The following is a 19,737-nucleotide window of genomic DNA, read 5'->3' as shown; positions in this document are numbered from 1 at the left end:
ACACCAGACGGGGCCGATCCAGGCGCCGCTGTCCCGGGCGCCGACCCGGCGACATCCCGATGTGTGGCGGCTGCGCCCGGGTTCCGGGAGCCGGGCAGCCAGCTGAGTGTTCGCCTGGGTGAGTGAGAGCAGCTACAAACACGAACTGCCTAGTCACCGTGGTCGTCGAGCAGCGCTCTGCGACGTTCCTGTTCGCGCTTGGAGTAGGCGGCTGCCCGGATCACCTCGTCGCGCTCCAAGCCCGATCCAAGGGCGCCGCCCACGGTGGCGACCGAAGCGACGAACCAGGACAACGTCCAGTACTCCGTGCCGTGAAGCGGGGTTCGTGTCAGGGAAGCGAACACTCGGTCGTTGAGGATGAACAGCGCCGACACCAAGTTGATGACCATCAAACCCACGTAGCAGACGAGCACCCCGATCCCCACGGTCACGACGGTCGAGGCGTTGTAGAGAGCCGCCCTCTGCCTCGCCTCCGGCGAGCTCTCTGGTGGTCGATGCCACAGGTTCGCGTCCACGATCAGCCAGCCGATCATGATCGCGACAGACCCGACCGTGGCGATCACGAGGCGTGGCGTGCTCAGGGACGCGGCCAGGCTCCAGACGGTGGAGTTCACGGTGGCGACTGCTCCCGTGGCGAGTGCGGCCGCCAGGGCTTTCGACAAGCCCGGCACCAACCGCCACGGCCGGTTGGCGCGGACCATACCGGCGAGCACCCGCAGGTAACCGCGCGGCCCGCTGACGACGTACCGAACATCGTCGGCCTCCTCCTCACCGGGTTGGCCCGGATGAATAGGCGCGAGACGATCGACGAAGGGCCCCAGAAGCGGCTGCCTTCGCGGAGGTCCTTCAGCCCCAGTGGTTTGCGGACCCGCCAAGCCAAGCACAGCTTCTTCAACGGCCCGCCGGGCCCTTGCCTGCAGCCGCAGGCCGCCCAGTGAAGGAAGAGAGAGCAGCGCCAAGCCGTGTTCGTGACTCAGATTCACAGCGAGCTTGCGCCCGTGTGAGTGCAGCGGAAGGTCGGTGAGGGCCACGACGATGTCCCAGTTCTCCGCACTCCCACGGTCCCTGATCCGGCGCATCAAGGTGGTCGGGTCCTCGGTCCCTGAGGTGAAGGGCTCACTGACCACCTCGACGTCGAACCGTCGCCCCTGGCCCGACTTGTCGGCGAGCCGATCAGGAAGTGTCCGGGCCATGCGCTGAGCGATCTCCGTCGGCGCGTCCGGGTCCGCGAGGAGCGCCACGACCGTAACGCCCTGCGACGACACCGGCATCGCTGGACCCTTCTCGTCGACTGTTCCCGCGATCGCAAGTGCCCACAGGATGCCCCCGGGGTGGCGTCGGCGCCGTGTGACACGCTGGCCCTCGCCGGCCGGTGCAGGCGGTACGGCCAGATCTCCCCGTTCTCCCGGTACAGGGCAACGCTCCCGTCTGCACCGCATGCCGCGTCACCGGCCACCCGTTCGGTGTCCAACCCGGAGGGACGCATCGATCCGCGCCCACCGCACGTCAGGCAACGGCACACCCAAATCAACCATCCCCTGATCCAAACGAAACCGCCTGGTGCAACGCGGTGACTGCCGTGTTTGAGAGGTCCTCGCGCACTTCGCGGTCCGTCCCGGAGCCGCAACACGACACCCTGCCTGAGCTGTTGGTGCTCCGGAACGCGTCGTGGCCTGCAACCTCAACCGACTCACCGACCACGGGGCTCCTGGTGGTCGGCGCGGATGGCGCGACTTCCGCTCTCCGGTCGTACCGGCTGGCCCCCTGACCTTCGTCCGCTAGGAACGGTCAGTGAACGTCCCGGTGCAGGCCCGCAATTCAGATCGCGATCGCCGGTTGGGCCAAACCGGCGATCGCGGCGACCATTGAGGTTGTCCGCATCCGGCTGGGCTTGGCGGTGGAGCCGTAGCGGACACCCCAAGAAGGAAGTGAACATCGCTCCTGATCGCGAGCAGGGCACCGCGTCCGCACCACCGGATCGTGGTGAGCTACGACGAGCGGATCACGCGGTCGTCTTTGTCGTCTGAACGGCGAGGCTCTGACCTGCACAGATCCTGCTCCGGGACGCGGTCGGCGGCCACGCTCCGGCGGTCCTCGTAGCGGCTCCTCCTGACCCGGGTGTCAGGATCGCGTCACGGAGTCGGTAGCGTGGTCGGGTGAGTGAGAAGACCCTGCAGCACCGGATCGACGGTCCCGACGACGCCCCCGTACTCGTCCTCGGTGCGGCGCTGGGAACCACATGGCACATGTGGGACCGGCAGATCCCCGAGCTGGCCCGCCACTGGCGGGTCGTCCGTTTCGACCTGCCCGGCCACGGCGGTTCCCCCGCCCACGCGGCGTCCTCCATCGCCGAGCTGGCCGACCGGCTGATCGCCACGCTCGACGGCCTCGGCGTGGACCGCTTCGGCTACGCCGGCTGCAACATCGGCGGCGCCATCGGTACGCAGCTGGCGCTCACCCGCCCGCACCGCGTCACCTCCCTGGCACTGGTGTCCTCCTCACCGCGCTACGGGACCGCCGACGCCTGGCGGCAGCGCGGCGTCGTCATCCGCACCAACGGACTCGACCCGATCGCCCGCACCGCCCCCGAGCACTGGTTCACCCCGGTCTTCGCCGGCGCCCAGCCCGCCATCGTCGAATGGGCCGTCCAGATGGTGCGGACCACCGACCCCGGCTGCTACATCGCCGCCTGCGAGGCGCTGGCCTCCTACGACGTGCGCTCCTCGCTCGGCCGGGTCGGCGTGCCCACGCTCGTCGTCGTCGGCTCCGAGGACCAGGTCACCCCGACCACCGACGCCCGCACCCTGGTCGCCGGCATACCCGACGCGAGCCTGGCGCTGGTGCCCGGCACCTCCCACCTGGCGCCCGTCGAGCAGCCCGCGGCCGTCACCGAGCTGCTCATCCGGCACTTCACCCACGCCTGGCACGACAAGCCCGGCCCCGGCGGCCAGGCGGCCATCGGTGCCGCGGCCCCCAAGCCGCAGATCGCGCCCCCGCCGCCCCCGCAGGCGCCGCCCGCCGCCATAGAGTCCGGCCTCGCCCAGCCCGAGCAGGACCGCGGCGGCACGTACGAGGCGGGCCTCAAGGTCCGCCGGGAGGTCCTCGGCGACGCCCACGTCGACCGCGCGCAGGCTGCCGCCGACGACTTCACCGGCGACTTCCAGGACTTCATCACCCGTTACGCCTGGGGCGAGACCTGGACCCGGCCGGGCCTGGACCGCCGCACCCGCAGCATCATCACGCTCACCGCGCTGACCGCCCGCGGCCACAAAGAGGAGCTGGCCCTGCACACCCGCGCGGCCCTCCGCAACGGCCTCACCCCGTCAGAGATCAAAGAAGTCCTCCTCCACACCGCCATCTACTGCGGCGTCCCGGCCGCCAACTCCGCCTTCGCGGTGGCCCAGCAGGTCATCCGCGAGGAGACGACGCCGGAGGGGTGAGGGGGCCGCGGGCCCACGTTGAGCCCTCTTGCGGGGTGCGTCTTGCGCCGCCTTTGTGGATTGGGTCTTGCGTCGGCTCTTGTAGGTGGGCCGCCTCTTGTGGGTGGGCGTACCGTGCGTGGCTTCTGTGGTGGTCGACCGCATCGTGGGAGGTGCCTCTGGTGTTGGCGGCCGTGTTGCGTGAGCCCCTGTTGTGGTCGGCCGTATCGTGTGGGCCCCTAGTGTTGTCGGCCGCATCGTGTGCGCGCCCCATTCCCCGCCGCCCACCCGCGCTCCTTGGTTTTTCCCCGCCGCCCACCCCCCTTCGGGGGGGCGGGTCAGGTGACGAGAGAGCCTGGGTGGGCGGGTCAGGCGACGAGGGGGCGTGCGCGTCAGGCCCCGTCGGGTACGGCCCGGCGACCACCCCGCTCGCCGCCCCGCCCGCAGCTCCGCCCCACCCCGGCGTGCGGCACCCCCCCGACCGCGACCCGATAGGGCCCCGCCCACCTCCCGGGCGCCCGCCTATGTCCCGGCGTCCGCCCACCCCGGAGGGCCGCGCCCACCCTCAAGGAGCGCCGCGCCCACCCCCAGCGCGGCAAGATGGCAAACATGGAACTCACCAAGAAGACCCATGCCTGCGTCCGGCTGGAGAAGGACGGGCAGACACTCGTCATCGACCCGGGTGTCTTCAGCGAGGAGGACGCGGCCGTCGGCGCGGACGCGATCCTGGTCACCCACGAGCACATGGACCACTTCAACGAGGACCGGCTGCGGGCGGGCATGGAGGCCAACCCCGGCGCCGAGATCTGGACCCTCGCCAGTGTTGCCGAGCAGCTCTCGGCCGCGTTCCCGGGCCGCGTCCACACCGTCGGCGAGGGCGACACCTTCACCGCGGCCGGCTTCGAGGTCGAGGTGCACGGCCAGCTGCACGCCGTGATCCACCCCGACATCCCGCGCATCACCAACGTCGGCTATCTCCTCGACGGGGGCGCGGTGTTCCACCCCGGCGACGCTCTCACGGTCCCCGAGGGCCGGACGGTCGACACCCTGCTGCTGCCCGTCCACGCGCCCTGGAACAAGGTGGCCGAGGTGATCGATTATGTCCGCGAGGTCGCGCCCCGGCGGGCCATCGACATCCACGACAGCCTGCTACAGGACCACGCCCGCCCGATCTACGACTCCATGATCGACAAGCTCGGCGGCACGGACCACGGCCGGCTCACCCCCGGCAACCACACCACGGTGGGCTGACCCCCGCGGGTGACCGAGCCCCACAGACCGAGCCCCACAGACCGGGTCCGGCACCGGCATCGGTCCGGCCCCGGCATCGGGTCCGGCACCTGCCCCGGCATCGGGTCCGGTCCCGGCACCAGGTCCGCTTCCGGCACCGGGCCCGGCCCCGGCACCGGGTCGGGCCCCATCCCCGACCGGGACCGGACCCGGGCTGTCAGTGGCGGGCGGTAGGTTTGCAGACATGCGCATCGCGACCTGGAACGTCAATTCGATCACCGCCCGCCTGCCGCGGCTGCTGGCCTGGCTGGAGAGCTCCGGCACGGACGTGCTGTGCCTCCAGGAGACCAAGTGCACCGCCGAGCAGTTCCCGTACGAGCAGCTCCGCGAGCTCGGCTACGAGGCCGCGGTCAACGCCAACGGCAGGTGGAACGGCGTCGCCGTGCTCTCCAAGGTCGGGCTGGAGGACGTCCGCATCGGCCTCCCCGGCGGGCCGCAGTACGACGGCGTGGAGGAGCCCCGGGCGATCTCGGCGACCTGCGGACCGGCCCGGGTCTGGTCGGTCTACGTCCCCAACGGCCGCGAGGTCGACCATGCGCACTACACCTACAAGCTCGGCTGGTTCGAGGCCCTGAAGACCGCGGTCGCCGAGGACGCGGCGGGCGACCGCCCGTTCGCGGTCCTCGGGGACTACAACGTCGCCCCCACCGACGAGGACGTCTGGGACCCGGCCGTCTTCGTCGGCTCCACCCACGTCACCCCCGCCGAGCGCGCCGCCCTCCAGGCCCTCCGTGAGGCGGGCCTGTCGGACGTCGTCCCGCGCCCCCTCAAGTACGACCGCCCGTACACCTACTGGGACTACCGTCAGCTCGCGTTCCCCAAGAACCGCGGCATGCGCATCGACCTCGTCTACGGCAACGCCCCCTTCGCCAAGGCCGTCTCGGACGCCTACGTCGACCGCGAGGAGCGCAAGGGCAAGGGCGCCTCGGACCACGCCCCGGTGGTGGTGGACCTGGACGTCCCGCCCGTCGGGGAGTAGCGCTGCCTCGGGGCGTAACGGCCTCCCTCAGGGCGGCACGAGGCGCGTCCCTCAGCGCACGAACGTCCGTGAGGGCACGAGCACCCGCAGCTCGATCGATTCGCCCAGTGCCCGCAGCCCCGCGTCGCCCGGGTGGAGGTGGTCGCCGCTGTCGTAGGCGGGGAGCATCCGGGTCGGGGCGGCCGGGTCCCGGAGTACGGCGTCGAAGTCCAGGATCGCGTCGAAGGCGCCCCGGCCGGCGCCGTCGCGCAGGAAGGCGTTGACGGCCTGGCGGCGGGCTTCCGCGGCCGGGGTGCAGTCCGGGTAGCCGCCGCACGGCGTGAGGGTGGCCGCGACCGCCCGCAGCCCCCGCTCGTGCGCCCGCCGGGCGAGCGCCCGCAGGCCGGCGATGACGTCCTCGGCGGGGGTGCCCCAGCGCACGTCGTTGATGCCCTCGAAGACCACCACGGTCCGCGCCCCGGCCTGGGCCAGTACGTCCCGTTCCAGCCGGTGCTGGGCGCTGACCCCTCCGGTGTCCGTGCTCACCCCGTCGCCTTGATAGCGGTCGGTGACGACGCGGTTCGCCGAGATGCCGTGATTGAGCACGCCGTAACGGGGCAGCGCCTGCTGGGCGCCGAAGCGGCGGGCGAGGACGTCCGGCCAGCGGCGGTTGGCGCCGCTCGTCGACTTCACCCCGTCGGTGATCGAATCGCCCAGCGTGACGATCGAGCCGGGCCCGCCGTCGACCTCCAGACCGGTCAGGAACGGCCAGAAGGCCATGGTCTGCGGATAGCCGCCGCCGCCCGGGTCCCGGGAGCGGTCGCCGCTGCCGTCGGCGCTCAGGTACGACAGCTGGGCCGCCTCCTGGTGCACCGGCGCCGCGGTCACCGTCCCGGGCAGATGAAGACTCACCAGCAGATCGGTGTCCGGCGGGACGGTGAAGGCCGCGGGATCGCTGAACAGCTCCGCACCGGCCGGGACCCGGGCCCCGGCCCGCGCCCGGAAGGTCAACGCCACGGGCCGGCCGTCGGCCGCCGCTCCCGTACCGCGTACCGCGATGCTCGCCGCCCCGATGGCGACCGGCGCCGCCGCGAAGGTGTTGGCGATCCGGATCCGCGGCCGCGGCCCGCCCGCGCCGCTGTGGACCACCAGCCGCACCGTACGGTCCCGCCAGGGGCCGACGGCCCGGAAGCCGGCCGTGCTCGCCGCCCAACTCCCGGTGTGGCCGCGCCCGGTGTCCCGTACCGACAGCGCGAAGACGTGCAGGGCGGCCGCCGGGGCTGCGGGCGGCAGCACCACCGACGCCACCTTCCGTCCCGGCCGCAGCGCTACGGTCACCGCGTACAACCGCGCCGGACCGGCCGACTGCCCGTCCGGGCCGTTGAGGTGCGGCAGCGCCACCGCCTTGGTGCTCAGCGGCCCGGAGCGCCAATCGGGGGCGATGAGTTCGTAGACACTGTGCGAACCGTCCCGGTAACGGACGGTGCCGCGCCCGGTGGCCTGGCCGCCCGTACCCGCCACCAGGAAGGTCAACGCATCGCCCCGGCCGCGCACCGCGACCGCCTGGCCGTCGGCCCGGACGTTGTCCGGTGTCCCGGCCGCGCTGCGCGGCCAGTGGAGCCGCGCGCCGTCGAGGGCCAGCTCGGTCCCCGGCGACCAGCCGGCCGCCGCCAGGTCCTGGGCGGACAGCGAGTGGCCCGCGCCGTCGAAATCGGCCGCGCCGGGGCGGGAGTTGTCGCTCACCGCCGTGTTGTCGAAGAGCCGGGGCAGCGGGCGGGGCGCCGCCGCCGTGGTTGCCGAGGCCGCCGGTGCGAGGGTGGTGCCCGGCAGCGCGGTGATGAGCAGCAGCAGTGACAGGGCGGTGCCCCATCGGCGTAGGCGCATCGGTCGGTGTCCCCCTCCGGCCGCGGATCCGCTTCGGGCGCACTGAAGGTAGGGAGCCTGCGGGGGCGCGTCAAGGTGGCGGACGGCGCCCGGTCATGCCGCGCGCCTGTGGCCCCGACCACAGGTCGGGTGGGACCCTGCACACCATGAACATGTCTTTCCTGGACAAGTGGCGCAAGCGACCGCCGTCCCATCGGTCCGTGCCGCTCGCCGAGTCGGTGCGCGCCGACCCGGAGAGCGTCGTCGAGTTGCTGTCCGAGTGCGAGCTGCTGCGGTCCCATGCGGCCACCGCGGGCGTCGAACTCGACGACTCCGTACGGTCGTTGGAACGGCTGGACCAGCTCAGGCCGGACTGGCGGGACGACCCCGAGGTGGCCCCCTGGCTCGGCAACGACGCGGGTCTGTACCTGGGCACCGTAGTGGTGCGTACCGTTCACGGAGCGGTCTGGCACGTCTGGCCGGACGGGCAGCCGGTGGTCCGGCTGGCGTCCGGGCGCGAGATCGACGTGGTCGCGGCCGGCCATCAGTGGGCCGACGACGGCGCACCGGAACTCTCCCAGGTCTATGCCGAGGCCGCGGAGAGCTGACCCGTAGGCCCAGGCCGCGGAGAGCTGACCCATAACACGAGGCCGCGAGAGCTGACCCGTAAGCCCGCGATCCGTCGTACCCGCCCCGGACCTACCGCCCCCGCACCCGCCGGCGAGGGCGCCCTCCGACCCCGAACACCATCAAGCCGACTTACCCGATTTATCCCCCCGAACCCGCCTGTACGTGCGTGTCAGGGCGTACCGCCTCATTCTCCCCGGTAGTTTGCGGGCTCTCCGCTGTACGGATGAGAGTGGGCAGGTCGGACATGGCCGGTGAGGCGCTGATTGAACTGCGCGGGGTCAACAAGCACTACGGAAAACTGCACGTCCTCCAGGACATCGACCTCACCGTCGGCCGTGGGGAGGTGGTCGTGGTCATCGGGCCCTCCGGGGGCGGGAAGTCCACCCTGTGCCGGGCCATCAACCGCCTGGAAACCATCGAATCGGGCACGATCACACTCGACGGCAGACCGCTGCCCGAAGAGGGCCGGGCGCTCGCCCAGTTGCGCGCCGAGGTCGGCATGGTCTTCCAGTCGTTCAACCTCTTCGCCCACCGGACCGTGCTCGACAACGTCATGCTGGCCCCGGTGAAGGTCCGCAAGAAGCGGAAGGACGAGGCCGCGCGGCGCGCCCGTGAGCTCCTGGACCGGGTCGGGCTCGCCTCCCAGGCCGAGAAATATCCCGCCCAGCTCTCCGGCGGCCAACAACAGCGCGTCGCCATCGCCCGCGCGCTCGCCATGGACCCCAAGGCGCTGCTCTTCGACGAACCGACCTCCGCACTCGACCCGGAGATGATCAACGAGGTGCTGGAGGTCATGCGGCAGCTCGCCCACGAGGGCATGACGATGGTCGTCGTCACCCACGAAATGGGCTTCGCCCGGTCCGCCGCCAACCGCGTGGTGTTCATGGCCGACGGCCGGATCGTCGAGGACCGCACCCCCGAGGAATTCTTCACCGCCCCGCGCAGCGAGCGGGCGAAGGACTTCCTCTCGAAGATCCTCAAGCACTGAACGGGGGTGCCGCCATGCCATACCGACACACCACGCGCCTGCCCCGCACCCGCACGGCCCGCCTGCTCGCCGTAGTGGCCGTCCTCGCGCTGGTCCTCGCCGGCTGCGGCCGGGCCGGCAGCCCACCGGTCAAGGGCCCCAAGGGCAGCGAACTGCCCCGCTACCCGGTCGCCAAGAACTTCCGGCTGCCGTCCTCCCCGACCTGGACGGCGGCCAAACGCCGCGGCCACCTCATCATCGGCGTCAAGGAGGACCAGCCCTACCTCGGCGAGAAGGACCCCGCCACCGGCGTCTACACGGGCTTCGACATCGAGATCGCCAAGATGATGTCCGCCGCCCTCGGCTTCCCGCCCCGCACCATCCAGTTCCGGACCATCGCCTCCGCCAACCGCGAGACCGCCCTCCAGAACGGCCAGATCGACCTCTACGTCGGCACCTACACCATCAACGACAAGCGCAAGAAGCTGGTCGGCTTCGCCGGTCCCTACTACCTGGCCGGCCAGTCCCTGCTGGTGCGCACCGACGAGCACGACATCCACGGACCGCAGGACCTGGCCGGCAAACGAGTCTGCTCCGCGGCCGGCTCGACCCCGTACCAGCGCATCCAGTCCGAGTACCCCAAGGCCGTCCTCGTCGCCTACGACACCTACTCGGTGTGCGTGGACAACCTGCTCACCTTCCAGGTCGACGCGGTCACCACCGACGACGCGATCCTGCTCGGCTACGCCGCCAAGGTCCCCCGCGAACTCAAGGTCGTCGGCAAACCCTTCTCCGAGGAGCCCTACGGCATCGGCGTCCCGCGCGCCGACAACGCCCTGCGCTTCGCCCTGGACGACGCGCTCGCCGTGAACGAGAAGAACGGCAACTGGAAGAGGGCGTACGACGCGACCCTCGGACTGTCCGGGATGCCCGCCCCCAAGCCGCCCCCGATCGACCGCTACCCGGCGTCCTGAGCCGCCAAGGAACCGACCGATGAACGTTCTCCTCGACAACCTCTCCCTCTACGCGGAGGGGCTGCTCGGCACCGTCGAACTCACCGTCTACGCCTCCCTGCTGGCGCTCGCCATCGGCTTCCTCATGGCCGCCTTCCGGGTCGCCCCGGTCCGCTCGCTGCGGGCCTTCGGCACCGCCTGGGTGACGGTGCTCCGCAACACCCCGCTGACCCTGCTGTTCTTCGCCGTGGTGCTGGGCCTGCCGCGGTTCGGCCTGGTCCTGCCGTTCAAGCTCTTCGCCATCCTGGCGCTCGGCTGCTACACCTCCGCCTTCATCTGCGAGGCGGTCCGTTCCGGCATCAACACCGTGCCGACCGGCCAGGGCGAGGCGGCCCGCAGCCTCGGCATGACCTTCCCGCAGACCCTCGGCATCGTCGTCCTGCCCCAGGCGTTCCGCTCCGTCATCCCGCCCATCGGGTCCACCCTGATCGCGCTCGCCAAGAACTCCGCGATCGCCGGCGCCTTCAGCGTCGTCGAACTGCTCGGGGTCTACAAACCGCTCAATGAGCTGGGTTACAGCATCATCTGGACCTTCGTCTGGATCGCCGTCGGCTATCTGATCGTGACCCTGTCCATCAGCGCGATCTTCAACGTGCTGGAGAAGCACTACGGAGTCGCCCGATGACCGCCAACGCCCTCTACGACGTCCCCGGCCCCCGGGCCAGGGCCCGCCACCGGGCCTACGGCCTCGCCGGAACGCTCGTGATCCTCGCCCTGATCGGCTGGATCCTCTACCTCCTCTTCGTCACCGCCCAGTTCACCACCGCGAAGTGGAGCCCCTTCACCTACATCGGCATCCAGGAACTCCTGCTGACCGGACTGGCCAACACCCTGCGGGCGTTCGGATTCGCCGCGGTGCTGTCGTTGGCCTTCGGCGCGGTGCTCGCCATCGGGCGGCTCTCCGTCCACCGGCCGATCCGCTGGCTGTCCACGCTGATCGTGGAGTTCTTCCGCGCGATGCCCCTGCTCGTCATGATCTTCTTCATCTACGTGGCGCTCCAGGTGCCACCGCTGCCCGCCCTGGTCGCCGGCCTCACGCTCTACAACGGCTCGGTCCTCGCCGAGGTCTTCCGCAGCGGCATCAACGCCGTCGAACGCGGCCAGGGCGAGGCCGCCTACGCGCTCGGCATGCAGAAAACCCAGGTCATGACGTACGTCCTGGTGCCGCAGGCGGTCCGGGCGATGCTGCCGGCGATCATCAGCCAGCTGGTCGTCGCGCTCAAGGACACCTCCCTTGGATTCCTCATCACCTACGAGGAGTTCCTGCACGCCGGCAAGCTCATCGCCTCCAACCTCGACTACGACCTGCCGTTCATCCCCGTCGTCATGATCATCGCGCCGATCTACATCGGGATGTGCATGCTGCTCTCCTGGTTCGCCAACTGGGTCTCCCGGCGCCAGAAGCGCAACCCCAAGGTCGAATCCGCCGAGGTGGCCGCCGCCGAACCGGGGAACCTCATGACGGGCGACCACCAGCGGCCTGCGCTCTGAGTCGGGGGCCTGAGGCAGGTGTCCTGGGGCGGCGGCTTCTGACACAGGTGTCCCGGGGTGGTGGCTCCTCCAGGCAGGCAGGCAGGTCGGTGGGTGCCCTGGGGCGGGCTCCTGAGGTAGGTGCCGTGGGACGGTGGCTCCTGAGGCAGGCAGGTCGGTAGGTGCCCTGGGGCGGTGGCTCCTGAGGCAGGTGCCGTTGAGGCGGTGGCTCCGCTCCTTCCGGGGACGTGGCGTGCGGAGCCGTCGTCAGCGGATGCGGCGGGCGAGCCAGGGGCTGAGCGCCCCGCCCAGGACCAGCTCCTTGTACGTCTCATCGCCGGGCAGCGGCACGACCAGCCACTGGCCCGGCGGGAAGAACCGCGTCTTCACGTGGGCCAGACCGCCGTACACCGACCGCAGGAACGCCGGCACCGCATCCCGCGGCACATCCGCGAACTCCACCCCGTCCACGGTGACCTTCGCATCGTCCTCGGGGAACAACTGGACGGTGACCGCCGGGTCCCCGCCCAGCTCCACGAATGCCTCGTGCGGCAGCGAGCCGTCCGGGTCCAGTACGGCGAACGCCCCGGCGGAGGTGCGCCGGGAGGTCACATCCGCACCGATGTCGTCCGTGACGGTCACGTCGAGGCGGTACTCCTCGGCGACCTCCCGGACGGCCGTGACGGCGGACTCGGTCGTGGGCAGATGCGGCTGCGGCAGCGGGCCGGGATCCGGCAGGGGCTGCGGGCCGGGAGCGGAATTTCCCATACCAGCGATCATGCCACCGGCTGTCTTCGGGCCCGGGCGCACGGCCGCGCGGGGCTACACCCGCCACACCCCGTCCCGCATCAGCTCCCGCCCCGCCTGCTCGTTCACCTCGCGCCACGCCAGGATCCGGCGCGGCCGGAACACGAGGAACACCCAGGCCTCCCGGCCGCGCGGATCCCAGCCGAGCTTCCCGCTGAACGCGCTGCCCATGCCCTCGGGCAGCGCGTCGGACGCGACGGTCTCGACCGTGCTCTCGATGAGGACCACGTCCCGGGTGGGCCCCAGCGCCACCCAGCAGACACCGTTGGCCCGCAGATTGCGGGCCGTCGGGTTGTTCTTCTTCGTGGCCATCACCAGCCGCTCGTCATGCCAGACGAACGACAGGGGCACGAGGTAGGGCGCGCCGTCGGCGGCCGCCGAGGAGACCCAGGCGTCCTCGTCCGTCGTCAGCCGTGCGAGCACATCGCGCTTGCGCTGCCCGGCGTCGCGGGCCGGTGGTGGGGAGATGACCATGCGGTGAGGCTAGCGACCACGAACCCCCGCCGCCTCGGGCCTGCGCTGTACGCCTTGGGGCCTACGACCGGGCGTCGGGCTCGCGGGCGTCCGGCTCGCGGGAGGGCGGCGGCCGTTCCGAGCGGGGCTCGCAGAGGAGAACCACGGGTCGATAACCAGGGGTCGAGAACTAGGGAGCGAGAACCAGGGGTTGAGAACCACGGGTTGATACGGGGTGAGGTGGGGTCAACCCGTGGTGCGATGACCGGGGGCGGCGTTCATGGAACCGTTGATGACATCAACAGCCCGTCAGGCCGAAGACCCGGTCGGACAACGTCATTTCGGGAGGCCCACCATGACCACGCTCACCCCCATCACCCCCATCACCCCGCTCACCCCCCTCGACGTAGAGCGTTCCCTCGTTACCTGCTCCCGCGCTTCCTGCTCCCGCGCTTCCTGCTCCCTCGCATCCTGCTCCGTCGCATCCTGCTCCGTCGGGGTTCGTCATAGCCACGCCGACTCTCCCCACCGGGCCGACGAACCGGGGCCGGCGCCCCCGCGCCGTCTACTCGCGCACCGGGACGGAGACGTACGACGGATCGTCCGCGGGAGAGGAGAACGTCAGTCGGGCCCCGGACGGATTGTGCTCGATGTACAGCGGATCGACGGTGTCCACGACCACCGCCAGCTTGTGCCCGGCCGGCACGTCGTACGCGGTCGAGAACAACTCCAGGTCCACGCCGAACGGCTGCCCGGGCGTCTTGCCGTGGAAGGTGAACGGCGCGTGGGTGACCAGCTTGCCGATGCCGAGCGGACCGACGTCATAGAGGTACGCGATCGCGGTACCGCTCTCGGCGGTGCTCGTGACGGTGGTGTGCAGACGGGTGGTGCCGCGAACCCGCTGCCCGGTCTCGTACCGCTCGGACTGCCAGACGGCGGCCAGCGAACGTGGCAGCAGCGGGATCGAGGCCATCGGCGGCAGCCGGAAGAACTGGTCCAGCATGCTGGAGAGGAAGATCAGCCCACCGTCTGCGCCGGAGTCCCAGTTGGTGTGGATGTTCCGGCTGCCGTCCAGGGCGATCTTCCGGTGCGCGGACGGCACGTCCTTCCAGCTCTTGTAGCCCTCGTAGGCGCCGGTGGAACGCGACTTGAGCAGTACCGGAGATTCCTTGTCGACCCCGTTGTCGGCGCCCTTGAGATAGTGGTCGAACCACCGCTTGGTGTCGGTCCAGGTGTCGTCGGGAAGCCCGAACAGCCCGAAGGCCTCGGCGGTCGCATGGTCGCCGGGCCGGAACTCCAACCGCTTCGGCCCCTTGAGCTTCTCGAAGAAGTCGGCGTACTGGTTGGGCGGGAAGAGCGAATCGCCCCAGGCGTTCCCCAGCATGATCGCCGCGCCGTTGGCGTTGATCCGGTCCAGGTAGGTGGCGGGGGAGCGCTTCTTCCCCCAGGCGACCAGGTCCTTCTCCTTGGAGAGGTTGGAGGTCATGAAGTCCTTGAGGACGGTTCGGAGTTCGGGGCTCGGCCGCCCGGTCAGCTCACCCGCGCCGCCGAGCATCGCCGCCGCCTGCAGATGCTGGGTCCGTCCGCTGTATATCGAGTCGATCAGGTTGGCCCAGCCGCTGAGCGCCGCCACCACCTTGATCCGCTTGTCGAACGCGGCGGCCAGCAGACTGATCCCGGCCCCGTAGGAGACCCCACCCATACCGACCTTCTGCGGATCGGCAGGGGTGTTCGCCAGTGCCCAGTCAATGACCTTCGAAGCGTCGGCGATGTCCTCGGGCCCGGCGGTCTCGATCTCACCGCCCGACTGCCAGAAGCCGCGCGAGTTGTATCCGACGACCACATATCCCGCGTCGGCCAACTTCTTGGCCTGTGCCATGTATTCGACCTGCGGCATCGCCCAGCTGGTGGGCAGCACGATGACCGGGTACCGCCGAGTCCCGTCCGCGCCGGCCGGGGTGAAGACGTTGGCCTTGAGGGTGATCCCGCCCTCGCCCTTGATGTCGACGAACCGCACGGAAGCGGACCCGGCGGACGCCGTGGCCGCGGAGGCGGCGTCCGGGGTCGCCGCCTGAGCGGTGGCCGGTGCGCCGGTGAGCACGGTCGTGGCCAGCACCGCCGCCGAAACGGTGCCGATCGCGGCGCGCAGGGTCGTACGGGAGGGGGTCATCTTCTGCTCCAGATCTCGATGCGAGCCGGCCGCACGCTGTCTGGGGACAGGAGGGGCATACGCCCGGCCCGAGGTGACTGGAGAGTAAAGTCCGACCCTTACCGAAGGTAACCCATCGGTAGGTTACGGGTGGGTAACAGCATTGGGTCGGGCGTGAGTCGGGGGTGAGGCGAAGGTGAGGTGGGGGTGAGTTGGGGTGAGTGGTGCTGAGTCGGGGGCGAGTTGGGGTGAGCGGTGGCGAGTCGGGGGTGAGTTGGGATGAGCCATGGTGAGTCGGGGGTGAGTGGTAGCGAGGGGTGGCGAGTTGGGGGGGGCGAGTGGGGGGACGAGCTAGGGGTGCGTTGGGGTGGGTGGAGGAGGGGGAGGGGAGGGGTGGGGCCGGGGGGAAGGAGAGGCAAGGATGAGCCGAGAGCTGGTTGGCGGTGAGTTTGGGGAGGGCAGTTCATGAAGGCGACTGAGGCGGCTCAGGCGACTGAGGTGGCTGAGACGACTGAGGCGACTAAGGCGACTGAATTGGCTGGGGCGACCGAGGCGGCTGGGCCGACTGAGGCTGCTGAGATGGTGGCGCGGGTGCAGACGCCGTTCGATGTGAGTGAGCGGCGGGCCTGGGTGGGGAGTGCGGCCGCCTACGAGACCGGGTTCGGCAGGCTGTGTGCGTATGCGGTGCCGGCGCTGCTCGAAGCTGGTGGGGTGGGGCCGGGCACGCGTGTGCTCGATGTGGGGACGGGCCCGGGGGCGGTGGCCGTGGCGGCGGCTGCGCGGGGCGCTCAGGTGGTGGCAGTGGATGCCGAACCCGGGATGGCTGAGCGTGCCGCCCAGGCCGTTCCGGATGCTTTCGTATACATAGCGGCTCTGCCTCAACTTCCTTTCGGGGATGGCAAGTTCGACGCCGTTGTGGGGAACTTTGTGCTCAATCATGTGGGGCGGCCGCGGGTGGCGCTCGCGGAGCTGCGTCGGGTGACCCGGCCGGGCGGACGGATTGCGGTAACGGTCTGGGCGGTGCCGGCGGCGTCCGGGCAGGCGCTGCTCGGCCGGGCCGTGGCGGCAGCCGGGGTGCCGCGGCCGGCCGATGTGCCCGCGCTCGCGCCGGAGGACGACTTCCCGCGTACGGAGGAAGGGCTCACGGCGCTGCTGAACGAGGCGGGGCTCGTCGAGACGGGGTGCCGTTCGTTGGTCTGGAGCCACCACACGACCTTGGAGGAGTGGTGGCAGGGGCCGGCGGCGGGGGTGGCCACGATAGGAAGGATCGTCACCGGTCAGGGGGCGGAAGGGGCCGAGCGTATTCGGCAGCAGTTCGCCTCGCTGGCCGAAGAGTTCACGGATGGCAACGGTGGGCTGGTGCTGCCGCACCGGGCGTTGTTGGCGTACGGGAGGGTGCGCCAGGTGGCGTGAGGGCCCATCACCGTGGGGCCCGAGCGCGCGGCAAGGGCGGCAGGGTCACAGGGACTTGCTCGTGGAGCCGTCGGAGACTCCCCCCACTACCGCGGCATCTACGATCTACGACGCACACTGAGCGGGAGGAAGGGCGTCTGCCTGGCGGTCTTCCACGTCGCGGACTTCGACCCTGCAGACCCCCACCCTGCGGTCTTCTGCGTCAAGCGGTCTGCGGTGTCGCGGATTTCTACGTTGCGGACGTCTAGCTCGCGGGGGAGACGGTGGGCGGGGTGGGGGCGGCGGAGAGGGTGGTGAGGAAGGTTGAGAGGGCGGCGTTGAAGTCGGTCTCCTGTTCCAGGTTCGGCATGTGGGCTGCTTCGGGGATGATCGCCAGGGTGCTGTTCGGGATGCGCCGGTGTAGGTCCTGGGCGTCGCTCACGGGGGTGTACACGTCCTCCGCGCCGACAACGACCAGTGCCGGTACGGACATTCGCGTCAGCAGCTCCCGGTAGTCGGGACGCTCGGCGCGGCCGCGTAGGGCGGCCGCCGCGCCCTCGGGCGGGGTGCCCGTCATCATGCCCAGGACGTGTGCGGCTACCTCCGGCCGGGCCGCGATGGTGCTCGGTGCAATCATCTTGTCGAGCACCTCCTGCGCATAGCCGGTCATCCCCTCGCGCAGCAGGCGCTCGGCCATTGCTCGGCGGCCCGCCTTGCCCTCGTCGGTCTCGGGTGCCGCGAACGTGTCGGCGAGCACCACGCCACTGATCCGCTCGGGGAAGAGGCGGTAGCACTCCATGACGATCTGGCCGCCCATGGAGAGCCCGCCCAGCACGCAGCGCTCAATGCCCAGGTGGTCGAGCAGGCCGGCGATATCGCGGGCGAAGGTCTCCAGCGGAGTGGTGCCCGGGACGACCGAACTCTCGCCGTAGCCCCGCAGATCGGGGGTGATCACCCGCCGGCCGGCCCGGCTGAAGTGGGCGATCTGCGGACGCCACATGGAGCGGTCGAAGGGGTGCCCGTGGATGAGGACCAGTGGTTCGCGGCCTTCCTCGTTCCGGTGGCTCTCCTTCCGATCGCCCGCGTCCTCGTAGCCGATGGTGATCTCGCCTATGACGGCTGATCCGGCTGTTCCGTGTGATGCGGCTGACCCGGTTGATCCGTGTGATGCGGCCGATCCGACTGATCCGAGCGATTCCATGTGGGACATCCCCTCAGCGGCAATGTGATGGCTCGATGCTATGAGGTGCAATCGCTCGGCACAATAGGGATAATGTGCTCGGTGCAATGCGGGATGTGTGGCAAGGTTCGGTGCAAGGTTCGGTACGGGACGGGGGCCTGTTCCCAAGCCCGGTCCAGGCACCGGACCCGGGCCAGGGCTCAAACCCGGCCCCGGTTCATACCTGACCGGGTTCAGAGCCAGCCCGGACCAGAGGGGCGGGAAGGCGGGAAGGGGCGACGATGGACGACTACCGAGGGTTGGCTGATGGGTTGGCGGCGGACATTGCGGCGGGGCGGTTGCGGCCCGGGGAGCGGTTGCCGCCGTTGCGGCGGTTCGCCCGGGACCGGCGGATCGCCAGTTCCACCGCGGCCCGCGTGTACCGCGAACTGGGTCGGCGCGGACTGACCGTCGGCGAGGTCGGCCGCGGCACCTACGTCCGTACCGCCGTGCCGCGCGCCGAAGTCGCCCTGGCCGAGCCCGCGGAGGCCCGGATCGACCTGGAGCTCAACTTTCCGGTGTTGCCCGAGCACCCCGCACTGCTCGCCAAGAGCCTCGAACGTCTGGTGCGCCCCGACGCGCTGGCCGCCGCGCTCCGTCCGGTGGGCCCGGCCGGTACGGCCGCGGCGCGGCAGGTCGCGGCCGCCCATCTCGCCCGGGCCGACTGGGCCCCGGAACCCGACCAGTTGCTCTTCGCGGGCAACGGGCGGCAGGCGGTGGCCGCCGCGATCGCCGCGCTGGTGCCGACCGGTGAACGGCTGGGCGTGGAGGCGCTGACGTATCCCGTGGTCAAGGGCATCGCGGCCCGGCTGGGCATCACCCTCGTCCCGCTCGCCATGGACGAGCACGGGCTGACGCCCGACGCGGTCCGGGCCGCCGCCCCGCTGCGCGCCGTCTACCTCCAGCCGGCGTTGCACAACCCGCTCGGCATCACGATGCCCGACCCGCGACGACGTGAACTGGTCGATGTCGCCAGGGAGTTGGACCTGAAGATCGTCGAGGACGCGATCTACGGGTTTCTGCGCCCCGACCTTCCGCCGCTGGCGGCCCTGGCGCGGGAGCGCACCGTCGTGATCGACAGTCTGTCCAAGCGGCTGGCGCCCGGCCTGTCCCTGGGGTTCCTCACGGCGCCCGAGCAACTGACCCGCGAGCTGGTGACCGCGCTCCGGTCGGGGACCTGGACCGCGTCCCGTTTCGCGCTGGAGGCGGCCACCGGCTGGATGGCCGACGGCACCGCGGCGGCCCTGGAGGAGGCCAAACGTGCCGATGCGGCCGACCGCCAGCGGATCGTCGCCGAGCGGCTGGCCGGGTTCCGCGTCCGGGCCGATCCGCAGGCGTACCACTGCTGGTGGGACCTGCCGGAGCCGTGGCGGGCCGACACCTTCGTCGCGGCCGCCGCGCGCCGGGGGATCGCGGTCACCCCGGCCGGAGCGTTCGCCGTCGGTACGGGGCACGCGCCCAACGCCGTACGCCTGGCGCTCGCCTCCCCGCCGCTGGACGCCCTGGCCGAGGCGCTGGACGTACTGGCCGGGCTGGCCCGGGGCGTACCGGAGGACAGCGGTCCGGCGGAGTGAGCGGATGGTCGAGTGGGTGGGCGGTCGGTGAGTGGACGGTCGGTGAGGGGATGGTGGAGTGGGTGGACGGTCGGTGAGCGGACGGCCGAATGGGCGGACGGTCGGGTGGGCGGACGGCCGGGACGGTGCGCGGTCGTCGGGAGTCGCGTCGGCCCCTCGGCTCAGGTGCCGCTCATCATGTCCGCGAGACCGGTCCGCATATCGTCGGCGTTCATCACCGGCTGGAGCGAGACCTTCGCGTTCAGATCCACGAAGAACGATTCGAGCAGTGGCGGCATCTGGGAGGACTGCTGCATGTCGAAGTAGAAGAAGCAGGTGCGGTCGCCGTCTTCGAGGGTGAAGTACGCCGCCTCCGGCTGCAGGGCGGCGAATGCCGCATCCATGATCTTCGACAGGGTGCCGTTCTTGAGTACCGCGTTGCCCGCCTCGGTCGGTATCCGGGCCTTCAGGACCATCCTCATCGGGCTCACTCCTCGGCTGGCTGTGGAGTCCTCTTCTGTCCCTGTATCTCCCCAGGGTCCTGTTTGTTTCAG

The 19,737-nt window shown here is 70.8% G+C and carries 17 protein-coding genes; 10 read left to right on the top strand and 7 right to left on the bottom strand.

From position 1 onward, the window contains the following. Positions 1–149: 149 nt before the first annotated feature. Entirely contained in the window at positions 150–1,271 is a 1,122-nt protein-coding gene (locus ACFV1J_RS31005) for a hypothetical protein (protein ID WP_385863595.1), read from the bottom strand. 885 nt (positions 1,272–2,156) lie between these two features. Here ACFV1J_RS31005 and pcaC point away from each other — a divergent pair. The 3 genes from pcaC (at position 2,157) to ACFV1J_RS30990 (ending at position 5,688) form a co-directional block, all read left to right on the top strand. Continuing rightward, the gene (gene pcaC, locus ACFV1J_RS31000) at positions 2,157–3,440 is read left to right on the top strand and encodes a 4-carboxymuconolactone decarboxylase (RefSeq protein ID WP_385863593.1); all 1,284 of its coding nucleotides are present in this window, start codon (positions 2,157–2,159) and stop codon (positions 3,438–3,440) included. Positions 3,441–4,028: 588 nt separating this feature from the next. After that, positions 4,029–4,670 carry an MBL fold metallo-hydrolase gene (locus ACFV1J_RS30995; protein WP_385863591.1) on the top strand — a complete coding sequence of 214 codons (642 nt, stop codon included), beginning with the start codon at positions 4,029–4,031 and terminating at the stop codon, positions 4,668–4,670. A gap of 223 nt (positions 4,671–4,893) precedes the next feature. Further along, complete coding sequence (locus ACFV1J_RS30990; RefSeq protein ID WP_385863589.1) at positions 4,894–5,688, top strand: exodeoxyribonuclease III; 795 nt, start codon at positions 4,894–4,896, stop codon at positions 5,686–5,688. Positions 5,689–5,739: 51 nt separating this feature from the next. Here ACFV1J_RS30990 and ACFV1J_RS30985 read toward each other — a convergent pair whose 3' ends face one another. Then, a complete protein-coding gene (locus ACFV1J_RS30985) occupies positions 5,740–7,551 on the bottom strand; it encodes a GDSL-type esterase/lipase family protein (protein WP_385863586.1) in 1,812 nt (603 codons plus the stop codon). 146 nt (positions 7,552–7,697) lie between these two features. Here ACFV1J_RS30985 and ACFV1J_RS30980 point away from each other — a divergent pair, with 146 nt between their 5' ends. From ACFV1J_RS30980 to ACFV1J_RS30960, 5 genes are all read left to right on the top strand, one after another. Then, on the top strand, positions 7,698–8,138 hold the full coding sequence (locus ACFV1J_RS30980; RefSeq protein ID WP_385863584.1) for a DUF6278 family protein: 441 nt from the start codon (positions 7,698–7,700) through the stop codon (positions 8,136–8,138). Between the two features lie 266 nt (positions 8,139–8,404). Then, the gene (locus tag ACFV1J_RS30975) at positions 8,405–9,148 is read left to right on the top strand and encodes an amino acid ABC transporter ATP-binding protein (RefSeq protein ID WP_385863658.1); all 744 of its coding nucleotides are present in this window, start codon (positions 8,405–8,407) and stop codon (positions 9,146–9,148) included. A 14-nt stretch (positions 9,149–9,162) separates the two neighbouring features. Next, positions 9,163–10,101 carry a glutamate ABC transporter substrate-binding protein gene (locus tag ACFV1J_RS30970; RefSeq protein WP_385863581.1) on the top strand — a complete coding sequence of 313 codons (939 nt, stop codon included), beginning with the start codon at positions 9,163–9,165 and terminating at the stop codon, positions 10,099–10,101. Between the two features lie 19 nt (positions 10,102–10,120). Then, entirely contained in the window at positions 10,121–10,765 is a 645-nt protein-coding gene (locus ACFV1J_RS30965; protein ID WP_385863579.1) for an amino acid ABC transporter permease, read from the top strand. Continuing rightward, positions 10,762–11,631, top strand: a complete 870-nt coding sequence (locus ACFV1J_RS30960) for an amino acid ABC transporter permease (protein WP_385863578.1) — start codon at positions 10,762–10,764, stop codon at positions 11,629–11,631. The genes ACFV1J_RS30965 and ACFV1J_RS30960 overlap by 4 nt, the downstream gene beginning before the upstream one ends. Before the next feature lie 246 nt (positions 11,632–11,877). Here ACFV1J_RS30960 and ACFV1J_RS30955 read toward each other — a convergent pair whose 3' ends face one another. The 3 genes from ACFV1J_RS30955 to ACFV1J_RS30945 form a co-directional block, all read right to left on the bottom strand. Continuing rightward, positions 11,878–12,330 carry a hypothetical protein gene (locus tag ACFV1J_RS30955; protein ID WP_385863656.1) on the bottom strand — a complete coding sequence of 151 codons (453 nt, stop codon included), beginning with the start codon at positions 12,328–12,330 and terminating at the stop codon, positions 11,878–11,880. A gap of 102 nt (positions 12,331–12,432) precedes the next feature. Further along, a complete protein-coding gene (locus ACFV1J_RS30950) occupies positions 12,433–12,891 on the bottom strand; it encodes a pyridoxamine 5'-phosphate oxidase family protein (RefSeq protein ID WP_385863576.1) in 459 nt (152 codons plus the stop codon). A 544-nt stretch (positions 12,892–13,435) separates the two neighbouring features. Continuing rightward, positions 13,436–15,040, bottom strand: coding sequence for an alpha/beta fold hydrolase (locus ACFV1J_RS30945; RefSeq protein ID WP_385863574.1), 1,605 nt, complete (start codon positions 15,038–15,040; stop codon positions 13,436–13,438). 558 nt (positions 15,041–15,598) lie between these two features. Between ACFV1J_RS30945 and ACFV1J_RS30940 the strand changes: the two genes are divergently transcribed. After that, on the top strand, positions 15,599–16,432 hold the full coding sequence (locus tag ACFV1J_RS30940) for a class I SAM-dependent methyltransferase (RefSeq protein ID WP_385863571.1): 834 nt from the start codon (positions 15,599–15,601) through the stop codon (positions 16,430–16,432). 244 nt (positions 16,433–16,676) lie between these two features. Here the strand turns inward: ACFV1J_RS30940 and ACFV1J_RS30935 are convergent, their stop codons facing one another. Then, positions 16,677–17,411, bottom strand: a complete 735-nt coding sequence (locus tag ACFV1J_RS30935; protein WP_385863569.1) for an alpha/beta fold hydrolase — start codon at positions 17,409–17,411, stop codon at positions 16,677–16,679. A gap of 461 nt (positions 17,412–17,872) precedes the next feature. Between ACFV1J_RS30935 and ACFV1J_RS30930 the strand changes: the two genes are divergently transcribed. Next, entirely contained in the window at positions 17,873–19,204 is a 1,332-nt protein-coding gene (locus tag ACFV1J_RS30930; protein WP_385863567.1) for a PLP-dependent aminotransferase family protein, read from the top strand. A gap of 161 nt (positions 19,205–19,365) precedes the next feature. Here ACFV1J_RS30930 and ACFV1J_RS30925 read toward each other — a convergent pair whose 3' ends face one another. Then, a complete protein-coding gene (locus ACFV1J_RS30925) occupies positions 19,366–19,665 on the bottom strand; it encodes a hypothetical protein (protein ID WP_385863564.1) in 300 nt (99 codons plus the stop codon). Positions 19,666–19,737: the final 72 nt, after the last annotated feature.

Origin of the sequence: Streptomyces sp. NPDC059649 (assembly GCF_042734445.1) — a bacterium.
Classification (GTDB): Bacteria; Actinomycetota; Actinomycetes; order Streptomycetales; family Streptomycetaceae; genus Streptomyces.
Note: the sequence above shows the minus strand (reverse complement) of the source record. Positions and strands in the feature narration are given on the sequence as shown.

What these genes read in the sequence shown, in the direction of transcription:
- ACFV1J_RS31005 (WP_385863595.1), bottom strand. Translation starts at nt 1,271, where the DNA reads ATGCCGGTGTCGTCGCAGGGCGTTACGGTCGTGGCGCTCCTCGCGGAC.
- ACFV1J_RS30995 (WP_385863591.1), top strand. Translation starts at nt 4,029, where the DNA reads ATGGAACTCACCAAGAAGACCCATGCCTGCGTCCGGCTGGAGAAGGAC.
- ACFV1J_RS30990 (WP_385863589.1), top strand. Translation starts at nt 4,894, where the DNA reads ATGCGCATCGCGACCTGGAACGTCAATTCGATCACCGCCCGCCTGCCG.
- ACFV1J_RS30985 (WP_385863586.1), bottom strand. Translation starts at nt 7,551, where the DNA reads ATGCGCCTACGCCGATGGGGCACCGCCCTGTCACTGCTGCTGCTCATC.
- ACFV1J_RS30980 (WP_385863584.1), top strand. Translation starts at nt 7,698, where the DNA reads ATGAACATGTCTTTCCTGGACAAGTGGCGCAAGCGACCGCCGTCCCAT.
- ACFV1J_RS30975 (WP_385863658.1), top strand. Translation starts at nt 8,405, where the DNA reads ATGGCCGGTGAGGCGCTGATTGAACTGCGCGGGGTCAACAAGCACTAC.
- ACFV1J_RS30970 (WP_385863581.1), top strand. Translation starts at nt 9,163, where the DNA reads ATGCCATACCGACACACCACGCGCCTGCCCCGCACCCGCACGGCCCGC.
- ACFV1J_RS30965 (WP_385863579.1), top strand. Translation starts at nt 10,121, where the DNA reads ATGAACGTTCTCCTCGACAACCTCTCCCTCTACGCGGAGGGGCTGCTC.
- ACFV1J_RS30960 (WP_385863578.1), top strand. Translation starts at nt 10,762, where the DNA reads ATGACCGCCAACGCCCTCTACGACGTCCCCGGCCCCCGGGCCAGGGCC.
- ACFV1J_RS30950 (WP_385863576.1), bottom strand. Translation starts at nt 12,891, where the DNA reads ATGGTCATCTCCCCACCACCGGCCCGCGACGCCGGGCAGCGCAAGCGC.
- ACFV1J_RS30945 (WP_385863574.1), bottom strand. Translation starts at nt 15,040, where the DNA reads ATGACCCCCTCCCGTACGACCCTGCGCGCCGCGATCGGCACCGTTTCG.
- ACFV1J_RS30940 (WP_385863571.1), top strand. Translation starts at nt 15,599, where the DNA reads ATGGTGGCGCGGGTGCAGACGCCGTTCGATGTGAGTGAGCGGCGGGCC.
- ACFV1J_RS30935 (WP_385863569.1), bottom strand. Translation starts at nt 17,411, where the DNA reads ATGTGGCGTCCGCAGATCGCCCACTTCAGCCGGGCCGGCCGGCGGGTG.
- ACFV1J_RS30930 (WP_385863567.1), top strand. Translation starts at nt 17,873, where the DNA reads ATGGACGACTACCGAGGGTTGGCTGATGGGTTGGCGGCGGACATTGCG.
- ACFV1J_RS30925 (WP_385863564.1), bottom strand. Translation starts at nt 19,665, where the DNA reads ATGAGGATGGTCCTGAAGGCCCGGATACCGACCGAGGCGGGCAACGCG.